We start from the raw sequence: 19,534 nt of genomic DNA, 5'->3' as shown, positions 1-19,534 counted from the left end.
GGCGACAAAGTGAGACTTCCCAGAGTTCTGGCCGCCGGCCTCCTCGTCCTCGCCGCGGCGGCGTGCGGTTCCTCCGAGGCCGACAGCGGCTCCGGGACGCTCCGCATCGGAGTGATCGGGTCGGGGGTCGGCAACAAGCTGACCCGCGCCGTCGGCTTCCTCGACCAGCGCGGCGAGCTGCTGCCGGAGCTGAAGGCCGCCGGCATCACCAAGATCAAGGTCGCGACGTTCCCGAACGGCCCCGACCTGAACCAGGCCCTCGCGGGCGGCTCCCTCGACATCGGCCAGTACGGGGACACCCCCGCCCTCATCGGCCGGGGCCAGGGCCTGCCGACCCGCCTGCTGTCGCTCAACTCGATCCGCCTGGACGCCGCGATCGTCGCCAAGAAGGACGGCGGCCCCGCGTCCCTCAAGGACCTGGAGGGCAAGCGCATCGGCGTCCAGACCGGCTCCTACATCCACCGCTACCTGCTCGGCGCGCTGGAGCAGGCCGGGGTGAAGCCCAAGGAGATCATCCACATGTACACGCCGGCGATCATCGCGGCGCTGGAGAAGAACTCGATCGACGCGGGCGGCCTCGTCGCCGCCGACCAGGCCGCGCAGGAGAAGAAGGGCTACAAGTCGATCGACATCGCCTCCCGCGACCACCCCGACCTGCTGGGCACGTCCGTCACCGTCGTGACGGAGAAGTACCTGGCCGGGCACAAGGACATCGTCCAGGTGTGGCAGAAGGCCGAGACCAAGGCCGCGCAGGCCGCCAAGGCCGACTGGCCGGGCTACACCGCCTACGTCGCCGAGACCGGCGGGTACGCCGCCGACATCTCGATCAAGACCACGCTGAAGGACCAGCTGCCCGAGGAGCCCTTCCCGGCCGAGGGGCTGAAGCTGCTGGAGGGGACCAAGACGTTCCTCGTCCAGCAGGCGCTCATCAAGAAGGACTACACGCTCGACTCCTGGCTGGCGCCCGGGGCCAGGCCATGACCGTGCTCGACACCGACGTCCTCGTCCTCGGCGGCGGTCCCGCCGGGGCGTGGGCGGCGCTCGCCGCGGCCGGGGCCGGAGCCCGGGTCGTCCTCGCGGACAAGGGCTACTGCGGCACCAGCGGGCCGACCGCATCGGGCGGCAACAACCTCTGGTACGTCCCTCCGGACGCGGCGGCGCGGGCACGGGCGGTCGAGGAGCGCTTCGAACGCGGCGGACGGCTCGCCGACCGCCGCACCATGGCACGGGTCCTCGACGAGACGTACCGCCGCGTCGACGACCTCGCCTCCTTCGGGTACCCGTTCCCCGTCTACGAGGACGGGGTCGAGCGGAGGGGCAGCCTCCAGGGGCCCGAGTACATGAAGCGGATGCGGCGCCGGGTGCACAGGTCGGGGGTGACGATCCTCGACCACCACCCCGCGCTGCGGCTGCTCGTGGACGACGGGGGCGCCGCCGCGGGCGCGTCCGGCGTCGCCCGCCAGAAGGGCGGGGAGGCCTGGACCGTCCGCGCGGCGGCGGTCGTCCTCGCCACCGGCGGCTGCGCGTTCCTGTCCGGCGCGTTCGGCACCAACGTCGACACCGGCGACGGGCACCTGATGGCCGCCGAACTGGGCGCCGAGCTGTCGGGCATGGAGTTCTCCAACGCCTACGCGTTCTCCCCGGCGCACGGCTCGCACACCAAGGGCCTGATGATGCAGTTCGCGACGTACTACGCCGAGGACGGCGGCGTGATCGAGGTGCCGGACCCGCTCGGCGCCAGGCTCCGGGTCGCGGAGCGGCTCGCGGCGGGGGAGAAGGTGTACGCGCGGCTGGACAAGGCGCCCCCGGAGCTGCGCGAGGCGATGCGCCGCGCCCAGCCGAACTACTTCCTGCCGCTGGACAAGGCCGGAATCGATCCGTTCCGCGACCGGTACCGGCTGCGGATGGTGCTGGAGGGCACGGTCCGCGGGACGGGCGGCCTGCGGATCGTCGACGATGACTGCGCCACGACCGTCCCCGGCCTCTACGCCGCCGGTGACGTCGCGACGCGGGAACTGGTGTCCGGGGCCGTCAGCGGGGGAGGCGCGTACAACGGGGCGTGGGCGATCTCCTCGGGGACCTGGGCCGGCCGCGGCGCCGCCGCGTTCGCGGTGGGGCGGGCGCGCCCGCGCGCCGTCCCGGCCGGACGCGCGGGCCTGCGCCCCGGACGGCTCGACGCGCGGGCGGTCATCCGCGCCGTGCAGGCCGAGACGCTGCCGCTCGACCGCAACCTCTTCCGGACGCGGGCCGGGCTCCGCGGCTCCCTCGCCTCGCTGGACGCCCTGTGGGAGCGGATCACCTCCCAGGGCATCGCGGGCACCGGCCGCGAACGGCTCCGCGCGAGGTCGGCCGCGGCGATGACGGCGCACGCCCGGTGGAGCTACCGCGCCGCGCTGGCCCGACCCGAGTCCCGGGGCATGCACCGGCTGGAGGACCTTCCGCGAAGCCGGAGATACGAGCACCGCCGGCTCGTCGGCGGGCTGGACGAGCCGTGGACGGCCGCCGAACCCCGGGAGGCGAAGGCGTGATCGAGGTGGTGAGCGCGGCCCGCTGCGTGCGGTGCGACGTGTGCGTCAAGGTCTGCCCCACGGACGTGTTCGACCGGGGCGCGGACGGCCTCCCGGTGATCGCCCGGCAGAGCGACTGCCAGACGTGCTTCATGTGCGAGGCCCACTGCCCGACGGACGCCCTCTACGTCGCGCCCTTCAGCGGCCCGGCTCCGGAGGGCTCCCCCCACACCGACGAGGAGGCGCTGGCCGGCGCGTTCGGCGACTACCGCCGCATCGTCGGCTGGGGAGGCGGCCGCACCCCGGGCAGCCGCGCGGACCGCAACCACATCTTCACCGAGCGGCTCAGCTCCTCCCCCTGACCCCGGCCCGGGGACGCGGACCCGGTCACGGCTCGGCGGGGCGGCCGAACGCCCTCAGCCTCGGCAACGCCGCCCGGAACCTCTTCCCGGCCGGAGGCGCCGTGCTCGCGACCGCGTCCTCGCCCGCGGGCGTCCACCGTCCCAGCATGAGCCGGAGCGGCCGGTCGAGGGCCCGGTCGATGGTCGTCGCACAGGTCTCGAAATCGCGGGCCGACCGGCCGACCGGGTCGGCGACGTCGTCGTCGCCCGGGGCCGGAGGCGGGACGAGCCCGCGCGTGCGCGACGCCTCCCGGACGAGCCACCGGGCGCGCGGGACGATGCCGTCCGGCGGCGGCTCGGCGGGGTCCAGCGCCCGGACGAGGCGGGCGAACTCCAGGATGGTGAACACCTTGGGGTGCGATCGGGGCAGGCCGGCCACGACCGCCGCCCGGTGCCCGCGTTCGGCGGTGAGCACCAGGTCGGCCGCGTCGGTCAGCCGCCGTGTGAGCGCGCGCGAGGCGAACCCGCCGGGGCTCGCGCCGAACGGTCCGAGCGCGGCGGCCGCGCGCGGATCCATGGAGAGCCCGTCGCGCGCGGCGGTCCCCGCGCTGCCGACCGTGATCTGGCGGGAGTCGGAGCGCTGCGACTCCCTGATCCTCAGCCGCGCGAGTTCGGCGGCGATCGGGGACCTGCAGATGTTGGCGGTGCAGACGAAAAGCAGGTGGAACTGCTCCTGTCCCATGGCGGCCTCACTCGCCCCGGCCCGGCCCACCCCGGGTCGCCACGCTCAGTAAACATCATGTTACGGTCGGCAATCAAGGGAAGTGCCTCGACCGAGAACGGGCGGGAACGTGGAATTTCGGGACTACCTGCTGCTGGCTCGCCGCAAGTGGTGGATCGTACTGGCCGGCGGCGTCCTCGCGGTCGCGCTCGCCGGGGCCGTGACCCTGCGGATGACCCCCCGGTACACCGCGACGATCAAGCTCTTCGTCTCCGCGGAGGGCACGCAGAATCCGATGGCGGTGTACCAGGGCGCCACGTTCAGCGAGCAGCGGGCGAAGTCCTACGCCGACCTCCTCGGCAGCCGGCGCCTCGCTCTCGCGGTCATCGGCGAGCTGCGGCTGCGGACCGGCGCCGAGCGCCTGCGGTCCCAGGTGCGGACCGAGATCGTGCCGGACACGGTCATCATCAAGGCGTCGTACACCGACCCGTCGCCGCGGCGGGCCCAGCTGGTCGCCGACGCCCTCGGCCGGCAGCTCACCCTGCTCGTCTCCGACCTCGAGCGCTCCGGCAGGGGGCGGCCCGCGCCGGTCAAGGTCACCCTCGTCGACCCCGCCGAGCTGCCCCGGGTGCCGTCCTCCCCGCACCTGCTGCTCAATCTGCTCTCGGCGCTCGGGGCGGGGCTCCTGCTCGGCTTCGGCTTCGCCGTCCTGCGCGAGCACCTGGACCGGTCGGTCAAGTCCGCGGACCAGCTGAACGGGCTCACCGGCGCCCCCATGCTCGGTGCCATCTGCCACGACCCCAAGGCCGCCAAGCGCCCGCTGGTCGTCCACCTCGACTCCCACGCCGCCCGCTCGGAGGCGTTCCGGCAGCTCCGCACGAGCCTGCGGTTCGTCGACGTCGGCACCCCCGTCAAGCGCCTCGTCGTCACCAGCTGCCGGCCCGGAGAGGGCAAGTCCACCACCGTGAGCAACCTCGCGATCACCCTCGCCCAGGCCGGCCAGCGGGTGGCCGTCGTGGACGCGGACCTGCGGCGGCCCCGGCTCGGCGAGTACCTCGGCATCGAGGGCGCGGCCGGGCTGACCGACGTGCTCATCGGACGCACCGGGCTCGACACGGTGCTGAGGCGCTGGGGCGACCTTCCGATGTGGGTGCTGCCGAGCGGGCCCGTGCCTCCCAACCCCAGCGAGATCCTCGGGTCGGCCCGGATGAGGACCGTGCTGGAGGAACTCGGCGAGCACGCCGACATCATCCTGTTCGACGCGCCCCCGCTGCTTCCCGTCACCGACGCCGTCGTCCTGTCCCGGCTCTGCGACGGCGCCCTGCTGGTCGCGCGCCACGGTTCGACGCTCCAGGAGCAGCTGCGCCGCGCCGTGGCGATGCTGCGCGACGTGGACGTCCGGATCGTGGGGACGCTGCTGAACATGGTCCCGGGGAAGGGGCACGAGTCCTACCGGTACGGCTACCGGCACTACGGCTACCACGAGCCGTCGGTCGACGCCGAGCTCGACGCGCTGAGCAAGGAGGCGGTGGCCACGGCCGCCCCGTCCGGGGCGGCGGCCGGCGAAGCGGACTGACCGCGCGGTGCGGTCCGTCCTCCGGCGGTCCGCACGCGTGCGAGGTCCCGGTCAGGGCAGCCGAACCTCGGTGAAGAGCGCCCGGTGATCGCTGCCCGGCAGGCGGTGGACGGCCGTGCGCAGCACGGCGCATCTGGCGTCGACGAGCACGTGGTCGATGGTGATCGGCGGCCAGAACGACCTCTGGAAGGTCGGCCTCCAGCCTTCGCCGGCCGCGTCCGCGGCGTCGACGTAGCCCGCCGCGATCAGGCCGCGCAGGCGGGCGTCGTCGAGCGTGCCGTTGAAGTCGCCGGCCAGGATGCGCCGCGTTCCCGGGGGCTCGGTGCCGGAGACCGCGGCGAGCCCCCGCACCCACTGGGCCGCCCCCCTCAGGTTGAGCGGCTTGGCCAGGTGCACGGCCATCACCTCCACCGGGGCCCGGCCGGGGACGCGCATCCGCGCCCGCGGCATGGCCTGGCCCACCACGGCGACATCGGGCATGGGAAATGCCTGGAGCGGAAAGCGCGCGTACAGCGCGGAACCCAGCGCCCCGCCGATCGGCGCCGCGACGCTGAAGGGCAGCACCGTCCTCAACCCCGCCCGGTCGAGTGCGGCGGCGCTCCTCGCCGTGAACTCCTGGAGGCTCAGGACGTCCGCGTCCGATCGGCGCACCAGGCCGACCAGGGTCCGCGGGTCCGCCCGGCCGAAGTGCATGTTGGCGGTCAGGATCCGCAGCGGCGGCCCGCTCGCCGCGGGGGCCGCGTCCACGACGGCCCGCGGGACCAAGGCGATCGCGAACGCGCCGACCGCCCCGAGCGTCACACCGCACGCCACCCAGCGGCGCAGCGCGATCGACCACGGCACCATGAGCACCGCCAGCGCGGCCGCGTACGGCGTGAAGGCGAAGACCGGCGCCAGCGCGATGGCCTGGCGGCCGAACGCGTCCGCTCCCACGAGCCTGCCGATCGACCAGGCCGCCGACACGACGACGAGCGACCAGAACGCGTGCGCCGGCCGGAACACCCGGGACGCGCGTTCGCGTCCGACCAGGTCGCGGGGCAGGAGACCGTCGCTGCCCGCCCGTTCCGTCAGGCCCACAGTTCGAAGAGGAGATTGTCGCGGTTCACGACCCCGAACCTGCGGCCCACCACGTCGCCGATTCGCACCGCTCGCATCGTCCGGCGCTCGCCGGCCAGGGGGATCAGGCGGCGCAGCCCCCTGGTCCAGAACAGATGCTCGACGGCGAACCGCTCGAATCCCGCGGCACGGGCCACCTGCGCCAGCGACTGCGCGTTGTAGGGGCGGACGTGCGTGTAGTCGCTGTAGAAGCCCCGGGTGAGCGATCGGACCGACGGCACGACGAACAACGCGTATCCGCCGGGCCTCAGCACGCGCCGGGCCTCCCGCAGGGCGGGCACGGGATCGGTCAGGTGCTCCAGCAGCCAGCAGGAGTAGAGGGCGTCCATCGACCCGTCCTCGAGCGGCAGATCGTCGGCCGAGCCCAACCGTATGTCGAGCCCTTCCTTCTTGTAGTGGTCCACGAGGGCGGGAGCGTTGTCGACGGCGATGATCCGGTCCGGCGCCGACCGGGTGAAGGCGCAGCGGCCGGGCCCGACCTCGACGATCTCGTCGCGCCCCTGGAACCGGGATCGGCGGATGTAGGCGTGGAACAGCCGTTCCCAGGCTTCATGGCGGCCGGTGTCGAGGATGTAGTCGCCGTAAGTATCGACCATGTCACTCAGGGTACATGGACGCTCGGGAGCGATCGGGTCGACGCCGCCGCACGGGACGGACGGTCTGCCGCCCTGTCACTCGACGCGCAGGTTCCGCGGTACCGGGCGGTCCGCCTGGAGCGCGCTGAAGAGGGCCCGAGTCCCTTCCCACTGCCATACGGCGAGCAGGCCGTCGGAGCCGGGGAGGAGGCCGACCACCGGGAGGGTGGCCACCACCACCCGGTCGGGGACGCCGTGCAGGACGGTCGCCAACCTGATCAGATGGTGCAGGCGGTCACCTCTCCCGGCCGTCGCGAGCCGCGCCTCGTTCCACAGCAGCGGGGCTCCCCGGAAGGGGTCGAGGAGCGTGCGCGGGCTCGTGGCCCGGTCGGCGAGCGCGACCACCAGGGCGCGCTGGCGCGCGATCCGGTCGGGTTCGCCGGTACCGGCGCCGCGAATGTAGGCGAGTGCCCGCGGTCCGCCGAGGGTCCCGCATGCCGGGCCGGAGACGAGCCGCGCCTTCGGGGTCCCGTTCGGCTCGCCGGCGCAGACCCGCACCCCGCCGACGGCGTCGACCAGCCCGGCCAGGTCGAGTTCCAGGTACCGGTCGATGTGCAACCAGCTCAGGCTCTCGACGGTGCGGGTGAGCGCGGGGCGGCCGCCGGCCGAGTAGACCATGCCGAGCGCGCGGCGGCCGCGGCCGGCCCCGGGAACGCCGACCGACAGGTCGGGCGGCAGCAGCACGAGGGTCGGTCTCCCGGTGCGCGCCGGGATGTGCAGCAGCGCGATCACGTCGGCTCGCCGGCCGGGCGCGGCGGGGGCCGGGCCCGCCTCCGGTCCCGCGCCCCCGGTGGCGCCGACGCCCACGAGCAGCCAGTCTTGGGCGGGGGTGTCCCTCGGCCTGTCCTTCCAGGCCTCCAGCGCGTCGACCCGGCGCAGACCCGCGTCGGACAGGAAGTACGCCGCGACGAGGAGGACGACGAGGATGTCGAGGGGGAGGAGCAGCCGGCGGCGGCCGCGTCCGGCGCCCGCCGCCCGGGCGGCCCCCTTGATGGATCGCATGGCATGCTCCCAGGTCGCGAGAAGATCGCCTGCCGGACACTGCTACTCTCCGTAGTTATATCGCTACGTTATGCCCGGGCTCGCGTCGCCGGGTCATGGAGGCCCCGGTCGCCGTGCGGGAAGCCGGTGCGGCGGTGGGCAGGGGGGAGACGACGTGGGGATCGGGCTGACTCCCGCGGCGCCGCGCGAACGGGGAGCGCCCGCGTTCCGGTTCCGGTGGCGGCCCGCGACCGCGGTGACCCTCCTCCTGCGGGCCGGGCTCCTGGCCGCGGTCCCGCTGGCCGTGCTCGTCGGCGGCCTCTCGACCGCGGGCCGGTTCGCCGCCGTGGCGGCCGTCGCGGTGCTCGCGCTCGCCGCCGCGGCCCTCGGCGCCGCGCGCGTCGTGCGGCCGGGGACGTCGCATCTCTGGATCGGGCTCGTGAGCCTCCTGCTCGTCGTGAGCTTCTGCGCGCCGGCCGTGCGGGCGCCGCTGGCCGCGCCGTCCGAACGGCACAGGATCGTTGACCTCGTCGGCCCCCTCGGCGCTCTCGCGCCGGGGCAACTGCTGCGGCTGACGGACCTGGTCGGCTTCCTGGCCGGGCTGGCTCTGCTGGCCGTCGTGGTCGCCGTGCCCCCTCGTCCCCGCGGCATCACGCGGGTCATCGCCCTCACGGGGACGGCCGCGGCCGTCTACGCGCTCTACCGGGGCACGTACGACGAGGGCCGGCTCGAAGCCCTCGGTTGCACCACCAACTACCTCGGGTTGATGCTGGCCCTCCCGCTCGTCGCGTCGATCGGGCTCCTGCGGCGGACCCGGAACGTGAAGTGGCTCGTCCCCGCGGCGGCGTGCTTCCTCGCCATCGCCGACACGCAGTCGCGCGGCGCCTTCGCGGCCGCCGCGTGCGGTACCGCCGTCGTCCTCCTCCAGGGCCTCCCCAGACGGGTGCAGGGCGCCATGGCGGTCGTCCTCGGCGCCGCCGCGGCGGCCGCGCTGATCGGCGGCGGTCACGTCCTCGACGGCCTGGGGGCCGGCGATCGGCGGCCCGCCGATCTGAGCGCCAACAACCTCCTGCGGCTCCAGGCGGCCGAGTTCGCGCTCCGCACGGCGGTCACCCATCCGCTGCGGGGGGTCGGCTACTGGATGTTCCCGACGTATGCCCACTCGTCCCCGGAATTCGGCGTGTACGTCATGACGCACAACGACTACCTGCGGCTGGCGGCCGAAGCGGGCGTCGCGACCCTCGCCGCCTTCGCGGTGCTCCTGGTCCGCGGAGTGAGGCGCAGGGCGACCGGTGACCTGGCGGTGCTGCGCGCGGTGGTGGTGGTCTACGCGGTGGGCATGCTGTTCGCCAATCCGCTCTCGGTCCTCGGGGTCAGCGCACCGTTCTGGCTGGCGCTGGGAAGCCTCCTGGCCGACGCCCCGGACCCGGACCCGGACCCGGAGCCGGATTCGGACTACGCGCCATCCAGCAGCTCCCGGTAGATGCGGAGGTGCCGGTCGACCATGGCGTCGGCCAGGAGGTGCTCGCGGCTCCAGGCACGGGCCCGGCGCCCGAGGCCGCGGGCCAGCGCCGGGTCGGTCAGGAGCCGCTCGATCCCCTCGGCGAGGGCCTCCGGCTCGGCGGGACGGACGAGCAGGCCGCGGCCCCGGAGCAGTTCGCCGGTACCGCCCACGTCGGTCGCGACGATCGGCAGTGCGGCCGCCATGGCCTCCATCACGGCATTGCTCATCCCCTCCTCGAGCGACGGGAGCACCACCACGTCGGCGCGGGCGAGCAACTGATCCACATCGGTACGGATCCCAAGGAAGCGGACATCGATGGCGAGCCGCACGGCGAGGGCTTGAAGGGCTGCCCGAGCGGAGCCCTCCCCGGCCAGGGCGAGGGTGCAGGGCAGCCCGCGGCCCGCGAGCCGCGCGACCGCTTCGAAGAGGTGCGCGTGCCCCTTGTACGGCTTGAGGTTGGCGACACAGAGCACGACGGGGAGCTCGGTCTCCAGCCGCGCGGGCGGCGCCGGCGCGAAGGCGGATTCGGGAAGGCCGTTGTGCACGACGACGACCTTGCCGGTCGGGAGCCTCTCGGTGGTCCGGGCGTTCTCGGCCACCGCGTGCGCGTTGGCGATGAGGAGATCGGTCATGCGGGTCGCCCAGCGTTCGACCGCGAGCAGCAGGCGGCGTCCGAGCTTGCCGTCCGCGAGCCCTCGGCGGCCGGCCACCACCACGGGGACCCCGGCGAGGCGTGCGGCGGGCGCGGCCACGACGTAGCTGTAGAACAGGAACGCGTGCAGGACCTCCGGACGGCGGGTGCGCAGCCAGGCGACCAGCCGCAGGAAGGCCGCCGCGTTCCCCGGCACCATCCGCCAGCCGGCCGACCTGCGCCGGAACCCCAGATGCACGACGGGGATCCCGGCGGCCCGCAGCACCTCCTCGCGCGGTCCGCCCTCGAACATCACGAGGACGGACGTGTCCACCGCCCGGGCGCGCAGCCCGAGGGCCAGCAGGGTGAGCTGCTTCTCGGTCCCGCCGACGCCCAGCTGGCCGATGAGCAGGCACGTCCTGGGCAGGCGGGCGGCGGTGCCCGGGCACCGCTCGGCCGCGAGCGAGAGCGCCTTGTCGTCCCTCGGCATGCCCCATCCGTTCCGTGAGCCCCACGAGCATTGTACAAAGAGTTACGATCAGATACTCTCGGTAGTCTCAGGTGTCCGGCACGGCGAGTTTCGACGGGGCGTCGCGCCCCGGCCCGTCCCGCGGTCGGCCCCTCCGGTGGGAGGGCGGCCTCCACCGGTGCGGCGGGCACGGAATGCGACCAGCGTGACCGGGAGGGCGGCGTGGACGACAGCGACACCGTGCCCGTCGTTTTCGTGGCCGGGAACAGCCGGAGCGGGAGCACCCTGGTGTCCAGGGTGCTGGGCGCGGTCCCGGGGTTCTGTGCCGTCGGCGAACTCTTCTTCCTCTGGGACCATGGCGTGCTTCGCAACGACATGTGCGGATGCGGCGCGCGTTTCCATGACTGCCCCTTCTGGCTGGCCGTCGGCAAGGAGGCGTTCGGCGGCTGGGACCGCGTCGACGCCGCGGAGGTCCTGCGGCTGCGCGCCTCGGTCGCGCGGATGCACTACCTGCCCTTCCTGGCCGCTCCGCGCGCGGCCCCGCGCTTCCGTCGCCGGCTCGACCGCTATGCGGAGATCATGGGCGCGCTCTTCCGCGGGGTGCGCGCGGCCAGCGGCTGCACCTTCGTGATCGATTCGTCCAAGTGGCCCGCCGCCGCCCAGACGGTCCGGCACGCGCCCGGCACGAGCATGCGGATGCTCCATCTGGTCCGCGCGAGTCACGGCGTGTGCTTCTCGTGCACCAAGCGGATCGCGCGCCCCGACCTCGGCGGGGTGCCCATGCCGAGGCAGTCGCCCGCCCGCACCGCCGTCCAGTGGACGGTCTTCAACCTCACCCTCGACCTGTTCGGCGTGCTCGGCATGCCGACGATGACCCTGCGCTACGAGGACTTCGTCGCGCAGCCGCGTGCGCATCTCGAACGCGTGCTCTCGTTCCTCGGCAGCGAGGTCCCGGGAGACCTGCCGTTCCTCGGTGCCGACGCGGTCGAGCTGGGGCGCGACCACCTGGTCGCCGCCAATCCCATGCGCATCCGGGCGGGACGGGAGCCGCTGCGGCTCGACGAGGACTGGCGCTCCGCGCTGCCCGCGGGCTCCAAGCGGCTGGTCAGCGCCCTGACCGCGCCCGGCCTGCTCCGCTACGGCTATCCCGTCTTCCCGGGATAGGCGGGTCGCGCGTCCATGGTCAGGCAGCGGGGGAGCGCAGGAGACGGCGTACGGGCACCGGACCGTCCCCTGGGAGCGGAGGGACGGCTTCCTGGACGGCTGGCGGCGCGGCTGCAGTCGCTCGACGAGGTCTCGAGCCGCATGGTCAGGGGCGCCACCTTCACCGCGGGGAGCGCTCTGCTCGGGCGGTTGACGACCCTCGTGGCGGGGGTGGCGGCGGCGCGCCTCCTCGGCGCCGCGCAGTTCGGCACGTTCGCCCTCTGCCAGTCCACCGCGCTGGTCGCCTCGGCCGTGGGCGGCATGGGGCTGCCCTGGGCCGCGACCAGGACCCTGGCCGCCCACCGCCTGGCGGGCCCCGCCCGAACGCGCCGGCTCTGGTGCGTGTTCGTCCTGCTCTGCCTGGGCGGCGTCGGCGCCGTGGCCCTGCCCGTGCTGGCCGCCGCCGGCACCGTCGCCCGCGTCGTCTTCGGCGCAGGTGCCGACAGCCGGCTGGTCACGGCCTCGGTCCTGGTCTTCGCCGGATGCACCGTCAACAACCTCAGCCAGGCGGTCTTCATGGGCCTGGAGAGGTTCGAGTCGGCGGCCAGGTGGTCCCTGATGCGAAGCGCGGCGTGCGCGGCGGGGGTGATCGGCGGAGTCGTCTGGCCGGGAGGCGTCCTGCCCGCCGTCGTGGGCTACGCGCTGGGGGAGTCGGTCGTCCTCGCTCCCATGCTCCGGCACGGATATCTCCTGGCCAGCAGGCCTGGACAGGCCGCCGTGGCGCCCGCCCGGCCGTCCTCGGCGAAGGACGGCGCCCAGATGGCGCTGGCGGCCTGGGGCTCGACGCTGCTGCTGCAACCCGCGTTCTGGTACGTGCAGGTCCTCCTGACCCACGTCCCCGGCGGGTACGCCTCGCTCGGCGTCTTCGCGCTCGCGCAGCGGGCCGTGCAGGCCGTGGTGATGCTGCCCGGCTGCATCGCCGTCTCCAGCGTTCCGATCCTGACCGCGTGCTGGGCGGAGGGGCGGCACGACGACTTCGTCCGGGCGGCCCGTCGATATGCGGCGGGATACCTGGCCTACGTCGTCCCGACCACCTTCGTCGCGGTGGTGACCGCCCCGCTGACCCTGCGCGCGTTCGGCGAGCAGTACGTCTCGGCCTGGCCGGTCTTCGTCGTGCTCATGATGGCGGCGGTCCCCATGGTGCTCAACAGCCTCCTCAGCTCCGTCGCGGTCGCGATGAACCGGAGCAGGCTGTGGATGTGCAGCGACGTCACCCAGGCGGCGGCGCTCGCCGTGGCGGCGGTGCTGCTGGTACCGGCCCTGGGCGGCGTGGGCGCCTCCCTGTCCTTCCTGGTGGGCGGGATCGCGACATGCCTGGCGCTCGTGCCGGTCGTGGGCGAGCTGAGGAGCCGGTCGTGACGGCGGCCTCCGGACCGCGAACGGTCCAGGCGCCCGCGCCGGCCGGACCGGCCTCCTCCGAGGTGGAGGTCAGGTTCGTCGCCTTCGGCTGGTACCTGCTGACCGCATGCCTCAGCGTGGCCGTGCTGCTGACGGCGGTCCTGAGCGGATGGCGCGGTGGCGACTACTGGGCGGCCCCGATCGGGGCGATCGTGCTGGCCGTCGGCGCCGCGGCCTCCCGGCGCCTCCGCCTCCGGCGGGACCAGTGGCTGACGCCCGGCAACCTCGTCCTGGTCGTCTGGTACCTGGAGCTTGTCGCGCTCCCGACCCTCATCGTCGTGCGGCCGCCGGTGCCCGGGCTCATGCGCGTGCTTCCCCCGGTGCCGGCGATCAATTATGCGATGTGCGTCCAGTCCCTCGCCTTCGCGTCCTTCGCGGTCTGCTTCGCCGTACGGGCGGGGGCGGGGCGCTCCGCCCGGGCCGCGAGCGGGGCCCGCGCGGAGGGACCGGCGGGGGCGCGGCGTCCCGTGCCGGTCCCGGTGGTGCTGGCGTTCCTGGCGGTCGGGACGGCCGGGATGGCCCTGTTCTTTCGTACGCCGGGCGAGGCGTGGGCCTACTACACCGGCCACCCGGCCCTCCTGGAGCCGGGGAGCAGGACGAGCCTCGGGCAGGGGATCAGCGCTCTGACGAGGCCGTTCCTCGGCGTCGGGGGCCTGCTGTGGCTGCAGAGAGGGCTGGCGTCCCGGCCGCCGGGCGCTGCGGCGCCCTCACGCCGGCGGACCACGTGGCGTGCGGTCGTCGCGCTGGCGCTGCTCTTCCTGTCCTATTCGAGCTACCACTACAACCGCCAGGCGGCCGTGACGGCGCTGATCGCTCTGCTCGCGGTGTGCAGCCTTCAAGTGAGGCGGTTGAACCTGCCCGTCCTGCTGGTCACTTTCGTCTTCGTCGGCGTCTGCTCCTCCTATGTGGGAACTTACCGGCTGTTCTACGTGGAGACGCGAGGCGGGGAACTGAGCGCCCGAGAGGTGGGGCTGGATGATTACCGGGCCGACCCGCTGGAGGAACTGGAACGCTATCTCGGTGCGCCGCAGTTCGTGGCGATCGCGGTCGAGGGAAATGGCGGCGGGGCACCCCTGCTCGGGCCCGAGTCCTTGCTGGCATCGGTCCTGCGGCCGGTCCCCATAATAGGAAAACCCTACCGGGACACCGATACGGGCAAGGTCTACAACGAGCGGATCTACGGGAGCCTGGTCGCACACGACCAGCACCCTCCCCTTGTCGTAGACCTCCTTTTCGCCGGCGGCCCGTCCGGCGTCGTCGCCGGCTTCTCGCTGCTGGGAATCGCCTTCGGCGCCCTCGACAGGCGCTACCGGCCCACGGCCGACACGTTGGACGCCTATCTGCACGTCTTCACCTCGATCACCCTCGCCTTCTCCGTGGCGGGCGGCATCGCCGTCCTCTCGCAGACGCTGCTGTATTTCTGCCTGCCGCCCTACCTGGCGCGGGCGTTCTTCCGCGGGGCGAGGAAGGGGCCCGCGGGCAAGGCGGTCCCCGCACTCGACGCCGGCGTCATCGGGAGGTGAGAGGCGCATGCGGATCGCGATGGTCGGAGGCATCTTCGAGTACCGGCCGGACGTCTGGACGAGGCTCCAGGCCACACCCGAGATCAATCTGCTGCGGGGCCTGAGCGCCCGCGGGCACGAGGTGCTCCCCATCGGGATCCGCGACTGGCGCGGGGCGCTGAGCGCCGCATCGTCGGTCGACGTGACGCACGTGCACCAGGCCGGTCCCGCGACGCTCGCACTGGGACTGCGGAGGACGCCCGCTCCGCTCGTCTACACACCGCACTGCGGCTCGGTGCCCGCGCGCGTACGGCAGCGGATCGCGCATCGCAGGATGCTCCGTCGGGCGGACGCCGTCGTGGCGCTGTCCCCGGCCGAGGCCGCACGGTGCGAGGCCGCCACCGGGCGCGGCGGCCGGACCCTCGTCATACCGAACGGCATGGACGGTACGCACTTCACCCCGGTCGCGCGCGCGGCTCCGAGCGGCGGCGAGCGGTTCCGGCTGCTCTACGTCGGGCAGCTCATCCCGCTCAAACAGGTGGATCTGCTCATCCGCGCGGTGGCCGAGCCGGAACTTCGCGGCAGGTGCGAGCTCCGGCTCGTCTACCACATCGACCACCGCGAGACCGAGCTCCGCCGGCTCGCCCGCGACCTCGGAGTCCACGAGCAGGTCGCCTTCGTGGGCCGCCGGTCGGGGCCCGCCCTCGTGCGCGAGTACCACCAGGCCCACATCCACCTGCTCGCGAGCCGGACCGAGGCGATGCCGTCGGTGGTCACCGAGGCGATGCTCACCGGCCTCCCCGTGATCGCTCCCGATGTGGGCGGGATCGCGTGGCAACTCGACGGCTGGGGGCACTGCCTCCGGACGCTCTCGGTGGAGTCCGTGGTGGCGGCGGTTCTGCGCACCATGCGCGACTACGCGGACTACTCGAAGGAGTCGAACCGCGTGGCGGCCGCGGCACGGGCTCGCTTCGCGCTCGCAGCGATGGTCGAAAGTCACGAGGATCTGTATCGGAACGTCAGGAAAGGTGCGGGGGTCGGGGGCCTATGAAGATCGTCCATATCGGAACGTCCACCATGCCGATTCGCCTCCACCGGGGCGGAGCGGTGGAAAGACGCATGATCGAACTGGCCAGGGCGCAAGCGGCCGCCGGGCACGAGGTACAGGTGTTCAGCGGTGAGGACACCGCCGCCAGGCGGACCGCCGACGGAGTGCGCTATGAGGCCGTCAAGCTCAGACTGCCGCGGCCCTATCGCGACTACGAATTCCTGGTCGGCGTCCACGGCAGGCTCGGCGGGCAGCGGCCGGACATCATCCACGCCCACAACGCCCCGGAGATCGGACGCCTGTCGAAAAGGCTGCGCGTTCCGGCGGTCTACTCGTTCGACTACTTCCGCCTCGCCGCCACCCGATGGGCTCTCGGCCGCACGCACTACCGGCGCTCCCTGGCCGCGTATTCGACCCTGCTGCCTGTGTCCGCGGCGTGCGGAAGGGAATTCTCCGAATTCTGGGCGCCGTCACCGGGCCCGATGACCGTCTTCTACAACGGCGTCAATCTCGACCAGTTCCGCCCGGATCCTGACGCCGCCTTCCGGACGAAGGAGAAGCACGGCCTCCTGGGGAGCACGGTCGTCCTCTACGTCGGACGGGTGTGCGAGCAGAAGGGCGCGGACCTCCTCCTGGACGCCTGGGAGAGCGTGCGCCGAGAGCACCCCACCGCGACGCTCGTCTTCGCCGGTCCGATAGGGCAGTTCACCGGCTCCGCCTCCGAGAGTCCGCTGACACTGCGCTTGCGGAGCATGGAGGGGGTCTACCTCGGAGCGGTCCCCGACGAGGAGCTCAACGCCGTCTACAACATGTGCGACGTCTTCGCCATGCCCACCCGGCAGGACGAGATGTTCGGAATGGCGGCCCTGGAGGCGCAGGCCTGCGGCAAGCCGGTGGTCGCCAGCAGGCTGGGCGGCCTGAGCGAATCGGTCGGCGAAGCGAGCGGGGAGTTCTTCACACCGGGGGATCGGGTGGAACTCGCCGCGGCCCTCCGCGCGCTTCTGGAGTCGCCCGAGCGGCGCATCCGGATGGGGAGCGCCGCGCTCGAGCACGCCCGCCGGTTCTGCTGGACCCGGCTCGCACGGCGGTCGCTCGACATCTACGGATCAGCGCTCTCGGCGGCGGACGGCCGGGCTCCCGGACGGCGTCCCGCATGACCGGGCGACCGCTGGTGAGCGTGCTCATGCCGCTGGCGCCCGAGGCGGCCTTCCTCTCCCAGGCCCTCGCCAGCATCCGGGACCAGACCCTGACCGGGTGGGAACTGGTCGCCGTCCTCGACGGGGCCTGCCCGCACAACGAGAAGCTGCTGCGGCGGATCATCCCCGCGACCCGCCTGCGGATCGTCGAACGCTCCGCACCGGTCGGCATCGCGGCGGCGCTCAAGGACGGCCTGCGCCACTGCCGGTCCGACCTGGTCGCCCGGATGGACGCCGACGACGTCTCCCTGCCCGGCCGTCTGCGGCGCCAGCGTGACTTCCTGCTCGGAAATCCCGCAGTGGTGGCCGTGGGCTCCTCCGTCCACATCATCGACGAGCGGGGCCGCCGCAGATACGTGCGCCGCATGTGCGCGACAGCGGATCTACGCCGCCGGCTCCTGCTCCGCAACCAGCTCGTCCACCCGTCGGTGATGTTCCGCCGCGAGGCCGTCGACGCGGTCGGAGGCTACGACGAACGCCTCTCGGGCGGGGAGGACTACGAGTTGTGGCTCCGGCTGTCGACGGCCGGTGTCCTCACCAATCTGGACGACCCGCTCCTGGAGCACCGCGTCTGGGACGACCAGTTCAGCCGGACGGTGGACGTCGCCCCGCTGGTGGTCCACATCCTCCGCGCCCGCAGAGCGGCGGCGGCCCATCTCGGCGTACCCGCCCCGCTGGTGCTGGGCGCGCACGCGGGATGGCGGATCGTCCAGTCGAGGACGGCGCACTGGGCGCTCCGCACCGCCCGGACGGCCGGGCGCGCGGTCCTCACCCCTCCGCAGGCCGCCGTGCGACGATGAAGAGCCCGCTCTCCTCGCGGACGCTCTCCACCGTCAGGCCCGCCGAGTCGAACCACGGCCGGAGTTCCCGCCAGACGTACCGGTGCTCGATCGGCGCGCTGAGCCGGTCGAAGGTGTCGAGCCAAAGGCTGCGCAGGGGCTTGCCGCGGTAGAACCGGAGCGGGAGCGGAAGCAGCCGGTCGAGGCCGTACCGTTCGCTGTGGTGACCGGGGACCACGAGCGTGCAGTAGAGGACCAGCGCCAGCGCCGCGCTCATCGTCCGCAGCAGGCCGTGCGGCATCCGGACGGTGCACCTGCGCAGCAGGGCGGCGGAGGCGAGCGCCATCGCGCGCAGGCCGGGGGCGGCAGGCCGGCTGTACAGGTACAGGAGCAGGACGCCGCCCGGCTCGAGCAGCCGTGCCACCCGCTCGAAACCCGCCCTCGGATCGGAGAGGTGATGCAGTACCCCGAGGCAGGAGACGAGCCCGAAGCCCGCCGGTGCGACGGGCATGGAGTTCAAGGAGGCCTTGACCACGAGTGAGTTCGGCAGGTCCCGCAGGTTGCCGACCGCCGACGTCACGGCGGCCGAGCCGTCCAGCGCCACCATCGCCTTGACGTGACCGGCCGTGAACCGCGTGTACCTGCCCTTGCCGCAGCCGACGTCGATGGCGACACGGTCCCGCAGTTCGTCCAGATCGATATCGGCGAAGTAGCGGCGCCAGAATTCCTCGTCCTCGGGATGGATCGCGTCGAAGGCGGTCCATTCGTAGCCGAAGCTCCTGAGCGTCTGGGCCTCCTGCGCGTCGCGGGGCGGGGAGGCCGCGTCGAGATAGCCGCCGACGAAACGCATGATGTGGCCCTGCTCGCAGGCCAGGCCGCCGTCAAGCGGCCGGACGCTCTCCGCGCAGGTCCCGCAGCGAAGAACACCGGAGATGGCGGCGGGAACGGCCCGCCCGTCCGGGGTTCCTGGCGTTGTCTTCCGCGAGATGCTCTTGTCGCCGATTCCGGAGTTCACGGTGTTCCTTCTTGAAGCGGCATGAAGAGAAAGTTGTTGACATAATCGACATGCCCGAGATCGGGCGCCGCCCCGGCGGCGCGCAGCCAGCGGAGCTGGTCGCGCTCGATGTCGTACTCCTTCCAGGGCACCAGCCTTCTGCCTCTGATCCCGTGGCACGTGTACCCGCGGTCGTTGATCCACTGCACGGTGTCGGCGACCGTCCTCTCGCCGAGATGGCGCTGCTCGATCTCGATCACGAGCGCCGGGCGGTCCCTCGCCAGGAGGTCGGTCGCCCCGCGCAGCACCTCGAGCTCGTGCCCCTCGACGTCGATCTTCAGGACGGACACGGGACGCGCGTCACCGACGATGTCGTCGAGCCGGACGCACCGGATGTCGACCCCGCGTGAGGGCCCCTGGCGGCTCTCCAGGCTCCCCAGCTGCTCCAGCGACCGGCCTGAGCGGTCCATGGGGACGTACATCCGCGCCCGGCCGGACCTGCTCGACGCAGCCAGGTTGAACGGAGAGATCCGGGAGCTCCACGTGCTCCGGACGAGCTCCTGGAACACCTCCGGATTCGCTTCCAGGGCGATGACATGGCCGCCTCTGCCGACCGCCTTGCTCAGGGCCATCGCGTAGTTCCCCACGCTCGCGCCCACGTCGATCGCCAGGGAGCCGGGCCTGGCGACCTCCATGCAGCGGGCCAGGTCGGCGGACCGCTCGGAGCGTCTCATCTGCTGGACACGGAATTCGGTCAGCAGTCGCGCACTGAGCGCCCGGGAGCGCAGGGCTCTGCCGACGTCCTTCTTCTGCACCAGTGATCCCCAACCTCTCTCCCAAATGCCCACGATATTACGTGGAATGACGTGCCGCGCTCTGGTTTTGCCATGTCTTCGACCTCCCATGCGGGTCCGGGGGAGACTTTTTATATTC

The 19,534-nt window shown here is 73.0% G+C and carries 18 protein-coding genes; 11 read left to right on the top strand and 7 right to left on the bottom strand.

The features are described 5' to 3' along the window. Positions 1-9 precede the first annotated feature (9 nt). Genes FKD65_RS06995 through FKD65_RS06985 form a run of 3 tightly spaced genes read left to right on the top strand, consistent with a single transcriptional unit; the run spans position 10 to position 2,869 of the window. Complete coding sequence (locus tag FKD65_RS06995) at positions 10-981, top strand: ABC transporter substrate-binding protein (RefSeq protein ID WP_168220972.1); 972 nt, start codon at positions 10-12, stop codon at positions 979-981. Beyond that, entirely contained in the window at positions 978-2,528 is a 1,551-nt protein-coding gene (locus tag FKD65_RS06990) for an FAD-binding protein (protein ID WP_141576705.1), read from the top strand. Before FKD65_RS06995 ends, FKD65_RS06990 begins: the two co-directional genes overlap by 4 nt. Next, entirely contained in the window at positions 2,525-2,869 is a 345-nt protein-coding gene (locus FKD65_RS06985) for a ferredoxin family protein (protein WP_141576704.1), read from the top strand. The genes FKD65_RS06990 and FKD65_RS06985 overlap by 4 nt, the downstream gene beginning before the upstream one ends. A gap of 25 nt (positions 2,870-2,894) precedes the next feature. On the opposite strand, the gene FKD65_RS06980 is transcribed toward FKD65_RS06985, so the two are convergent. Continuing rightward, positions 2,895-3,590 (bottom strand): hypothetical protein, encoded by a 696-nt coding sequence (locus FKD65_RS06980; protein WP_141576703.1) that lies wholly within the window; start codon positions 3,588-3,590, stop codon positions 2,895-2,897. A 109-nt stretch (positions 3,591-3,699) separates the two neighbouring features. Here FKD65_RS06980 and FKD65_RS06975 point away from each other — a divergent pair, with 109 nt between their 5' ends. After that, positions 3,700-5,145: a polysaccharide biosynthesis tyrosine autokinase gene (locus FKD65_RS06975; protein ID WP_141576702.1), complete on the top strand. Its 1,446-nt coding sequence runs from the start codon at positions 3,700-3,702 to the stop codon at positions 5,143-5,145. A gap of 51 nt (positions 5,146-5,196) precedes the next feature. Here FKD65_RS06975 and FKD65_RS06970 read toward each other — a convergent pair whose 3' ends face one another. From FKD65_RS06970 to FKD65_RS06960, 3 genes are all read right to left on the bottom strand, one after another. After that, positions 5,197-6,222, bottom strand: coding sequence for an endonuclease/exonuclease/phosphatase family protein (locus tag FKD65_RS06970; protein WP_141576701.1), 1,026 nt, complete (start codon positions 6,220-6,222; stop codon positions 5,197-5,199). Beyond that, on the bottom strand, positions 6,213-6,857 hold the full coding sequence (locus FKD65_RS06965; protein ID WP_141576700.1) for a class I SAM-dependent methyltransferase: 645 nt from the start codon (positions 6,855-6,857) through the stop codon (positions 6,213-6,215). The genes FKD65_RS06970 and FKD65_RS06965 overlap by 10 nt, the downstream gene beginning before the upstream one ends. A gap of 75 nt (positions 6,858-6,932) precedes the next feature. Next, on the bottom strand, positions 6,933-7,898 hold the full coding sequence (locus FKD65_RS06960) for an LCP family protein (protein ID WP_141576699.1): 966 nt from the start codon (positions 7,896-7,898) through the stop codon (positions 6,933-6,935). Positions 7,899-8,052: 154 nt separating this feature from the next. Here FKD65_RS06960 and FKD65_RS06955 point away from each other — a divergent pair, with 154 nt between their 5' ends. Beyond that, positions 8,053-9,360 carry an O-antigen ligase gene (locus FKD65_RS06955; protein WP_168220971.1) on the top strand — a complete coding sequence of 436 codons (1,308 nt, stop codon included), beginning with the start codon at positions 8,053-8,055 and terminating at the stop codon, positions 9,358-9,360. On the opposite strand, the gene FKD65_RS06950 is transcribed toward FKD65_RS06955, so the two are convergent. Then, positions 9,333-10,502 carry a glycosyltransferase gene (locus FKD65_RS06950; protein ID WP_141576697.1) on the bottom strand — a complete coding sequence of 390 codons (1,170 nt, stop codon included), beginning with the start codon at positions 10,500-10,502 and terminating at the stop codon, positions 9,333-9,335. The two genes, FKD65_RS06955 and FKD65_RS06950, sit on opposite strands and share 28 nt — an antisense overlap. A gap of 201 nt (positions 10,503-10,703) precedes the next feature. On the opposite strand from FKD65_RS06950, the gene FKD65_RS06945 reads away from it, so the two are divergent. The 6 genes from FKD65_RS06945 to FKD65_RS06920 are packed head-to-tail and all read left to right on the top strand — an operon-like array spanning position 10,704 to position 17,628. Then, the gene (locus FKD65_RS06945; RefSeq protein WP_168220970.1) at positions 10,704-11,645 is read left to right on the top strand and encodes a sulfotransferase; all 942 of its coding nucleotides are present in this window, start codon (positions 10,704-10,706) and stop codon (positions 11,643-11,645) included. Between the two features lie 15 nt (positions 11,646-11,660). After that, a complete protein-coding gene (locus FKD65_RS06940; RefSeq protein WP_141576695.1) occupies positions 11,661-13,043 on the top strand; it encodes a lipopolysaccharide biosynthesis protein in 1,383 nt (460 codons plus the stop codon). Further along, positions 13,040-14,605: a hypothetical protein gene (locus FKD65_RS06935; RefSeq protein WP_141576694.1), complete on the top strand. Its 1,566-nt coding sequence runs from the start codon at positions 13,040-13,042 to the stop codon at positions 14,603-14,605. The genes FKD65_RS06940 and FKD65_RS06935 overlap by 4 nt, the downstream gene beginning before the upstream one ends. Positions 14,606-14,612: 7 nt before the next feature. Further along, on the top strand, positions 14,613-15,635 hold the full coding sequence (locus FKD65_RS06930) for a glycosyltransferase family 4 protein (RefSeq protein WP_141576693.1): 1,023 nt from the start codon (positions 14,613-14,615) through the stop codon (positions 15,633-15,635). After that, entirely contained in the window at positions 15,632-16,789 is a 1,158-nt protein-coding gene (locus FKD65_RS06925; RefSeq protein ID WP_141576692.1) for a glycosyltransferase family 4 protein, read from the top strand. The genes FKD65_RS06930 and FKD65_RS06925 overlap by 4 nt, the downstream gene beginning before the upstream one ends. Then, the gene (locus tag FKD65_RS06920; protein WP_141576691.1) at positions 16,786-17,628 is read left to right on the top strand and encodes a glycosyltransferase; all 843 of its coding nucleotides are present in this window, start codon (positions 16,786-16,788) and stop codon (positions 17,626-17,628) included. The genes FKD65_RS06925 and FKD65_RS06920 overlap by 4 nt, the downstream gene beginning before the upstream one ends. Here the strand turns inward: FKD65_RS06920 and FKD65_RS06915 are convergent. Then, complete coding sequence (locus FKD65_RS06915) at positions 17,597-18,622, bottom strand: bifunctional 2-polyprenyl-6-hydroxyphenol methylase/3-demethylubiquinol 3-O-methyltransferase UbiG (RefSeq protein WP_141576690.1); 1,026 nt, start codon at positions 18,620-18,622, stop codon at positions 17,597-17,599. The genes FKD65_RS06920 and FKD65_RS06915 overlap by 32 nt on opposite strands. Further along, entirely contained in the window at positions 18,619-19,416 is a 798-nt protein-coding gene (locus FKD65_RS06910) for an FkbM family methyltransferase (protein ID WP_168220968.1), read from the bottom strand. Before FKD65_RS06910 ends, FKD65_RS06915 begins: the two co-directional genes overlap by 4 nt. Between the last annotated feature and the right edge of the window lie 118 nt (positions 19,417-19,534).

Origin of the sequence: Actinomadura sp. WMMA1423, assembly GCF_006547145.1 — a bacterium.
Taxonomy (GTDB): domain Bacteria; phylum Actinomycetota; class Actinomycetes; order Streptosporangiales; family Streptosporangiaceae; genus Spirillospora.
This window is presented reverse-complemented; position numbering and strand designations above follow the sequence as displayed.

Excerpts from the sequence above, each read along its gene's own strand:
- FKD65_RS06990 (WP_141576705.1), top strand. The coding sequence starts at position 978 with ATGACCGTGCTCGACACCGACGTCCTCGTCCTCGGCGGCGGTCCCGCC.
- FKD65_RS06980 (WP_141576703.1), bottom strand. The coding sequence starts at position 3,590 with ATGGGACAGGAGCAGTTCCACCTGCTTTTCGTCTGCACCGCCAACATC.
- FKD65_RS06965 (WP_141576700.1), bottom strand. The coding sequence starts at position 6,857 with ATGGTCGATACTTACGGCGACTACATCCTCGACACCGGCCGCCATGAA.
- FKD65_RS06960 (WP_141576699.1), bottom strand. The coding sequence starts at position 7,898 with ATGCGATCCATCAAGGGGGCCGCCCGGGCGGCGGGCGCCGGACGCGGC.
- FKD65_RS06950 (WP_141576697.1), bottom strand. The coding sequence starts at position 10,502 with ATGCCGAGGGACGACAAGGCGCTCTCGCTCGCGGCCGAGCGGTGCCCG.
- FKD65_RS06940 (WP_141576695.1), top strand. The coding sequence starts at position 11,661 with ATGGTCAGGCAGCGGGGGAGCGCAGGAGACGGCGTACGGGCACCGGAC.
- FKD65_RS06930 (WP_141576693.1), top strand. The coding sequence starts at position 14,613 with ATGCGGATCGCGATGGTCGGAGGCATCTTCGAGTACCGGCCGGACGTC.
- FKD65_RS06925 (WP_141576692.1), top strand. The coding sequence starts at position 15,632 with ATGAAGATCGTCCATATCGGAACGTCCACCATGCCGATTCGCCTCCAC.
- FKD65_RS06920 (WP_141576691.1), top strand. The coding sequence starts at position 16,786 with ATGACCGGGCGACCGCTGGTGAGCGTGCTCATGCCGCTGGCGCCCGAG.